This is a genomic window from Halobacillus sp. BBL2006 (genome assembly GCF_000786645.1).
In the GTDB taxonomy this organism is placed as follows: domain Bacteria; phylum Bacillota; class Bacilli; order Bacillales; family Halobacillaceae; genus Halobacillus.
In genome coordinates this window covers 1-1,437 of the sequence record NZ_JRNX01000370.1, presented here as the reverse complement: position 1 = coordinate 1,437, position 1,437 = coordinate 1, and the positions used below count along the sequence as shown (strand labels likewise).

At 39.1% G+C, this 1,437-nt stretch carries 2 protein-coding genes and 1 pseudogene; 1 reads left to right on the top strand and 2 read right to left on the bottom strand.

The window, feature by feature from the left end; all coding sequences use genetic code 11:
• Window positions 1-365, top strand: a 365-nt coding sequence (locus LD39_RS22165) for a CotY/CotZ family spore coat protein (protein ID WP_255349885.1), incomplete at its 5' end; no start/stop codon positions are given.
• A gap of 54 nt (window positions 366-419) precedes the next feature.
• Here the strand turns inward: LD39_RS22165 and LD39_RS11590 are convergent.
• Window positions 420-797 (bottom strand): hypothetical protein, encoded by a 378-nt coding sequence (locus tag LD39_RS11590; protein WP_035546526.1) that lies wholly within the window; start codon window positions 795-797, stop codon window positions 420-422.
• A 12-nt stretch (window positions 798-809) separates the two neighbouring features.
• Window positions 810-1,437 (bottom strand): annotated as a pseudogene (locus tag LD39_RS11585) (hypothetical protein); the annotation flags it as partial.

Genomic DNA, 1,437 nt, shown 5'->3' with positions numbered 1-1,437 from the left:
AAATAAAGAAAAACACAATTCCATTCATTTTGTATTGTGGGTGTGAACCGTATAAAGGTACGGGTGTTACAACATATTCTTGCCATTCTAAGAAAACAAGGTTCAAATGTGTAAACACTTTTATTTTTAAAGTTAAAGAGCTGGATAAAGACTGTGCAGTTCTTGAGTTATTGATTTTTAAATCTGATCTAAAACCTCATAAAGATAAGGACGGCAAATGCCACAGCAAGCATGAATACTCAGCTTGCAGCCAGATTGATCACAAAGATCTTGATGACTTAGTAGGTACTGGAATTTGTATTAATGTGGATTTATCTTGTTTCTGTGCGATTACTTGCTTGCCGGCAGTATATCTCAAACATTAATTCATTAGAAAAGAAGGTAACCTAGAAATATGGCTACCTTCTCTACATACACACCTATCCTCCGAAAGCCTCAAGAAGACCTTCGATTTCTTTTAAATTCACTTTTTTAGCTGTCATAGTTTTTTCTTGTGTGGCGGGAATGCCTGTAGGATTATTTCTGTTTCCAAGATTCAACATTCTCTTTATTTCCAGCAGCTCAAACAGTAAGTCACTCGTGTTTCCATTGTCGACAGGCTTAGCTGGTTGGTGATGCAGGTAGTTGTGGAGTGCTGAAAGAATGAAGTGCTGCAGGGTATTATTCTTGGAATGATACTCTATTTCTTCAATGATTTTAGAGGTTATCTCGTGGGATTCTCCAGTTTTCACATCGATGAATTTGTCAGGAAGAGTGATCACAGTTTGATTAAAATAATCCCTGTATGTTCTTAACATATCAATCACCCTCTAGTTTTTTGCCATGGCGTAATTACCCTCATATTGCTTCTCTTTACTGAGAAGGTTCATTTTCGCTAGGATCAACAGACCTTGAACGTTCAGTTTAGCCATATCTTCCGGGAAAAATAAGTCAATCGGTCGTCCGCGTTCATTCCATTTAACGGCCGCTTCCTTAATCTGCCTTTGCGCAATATCTGCCGCTCCTCCGACAGCAATATAACGTACAGCTCCATTTATTTCATTTGAGCTGCTTCGCACCCGGTCAAAATGCTCCAGGTACTTGATCGCCATCGATTTCAGTTGTGGAATAATGTATTTGCTTATATCTTTTTTCACACCAGCAAAAGGCTCCACATACCATTCGGACTGTCCAGCCGCTAATTTTTCTTCAAGCTCCGATCTTGTATTGAACTTGTAAAGCTCATTTTTGCTGACTTTTTGGATGATGTTATCAAGGAATTGGTTAATGCCGAATTGTTCTCCTTCAACGGATGCTACCGGCTTACTATTCTTAATCCCTACAAAATCGACCGAATCTCCTCCTAAATCACCGATGATGATTCCTTTTTGGGAGTCTTTAACGAGGGAGTCATTACTGATTTCCAATGTGTGGGGATCTCGCGTCAAACCTAGATAC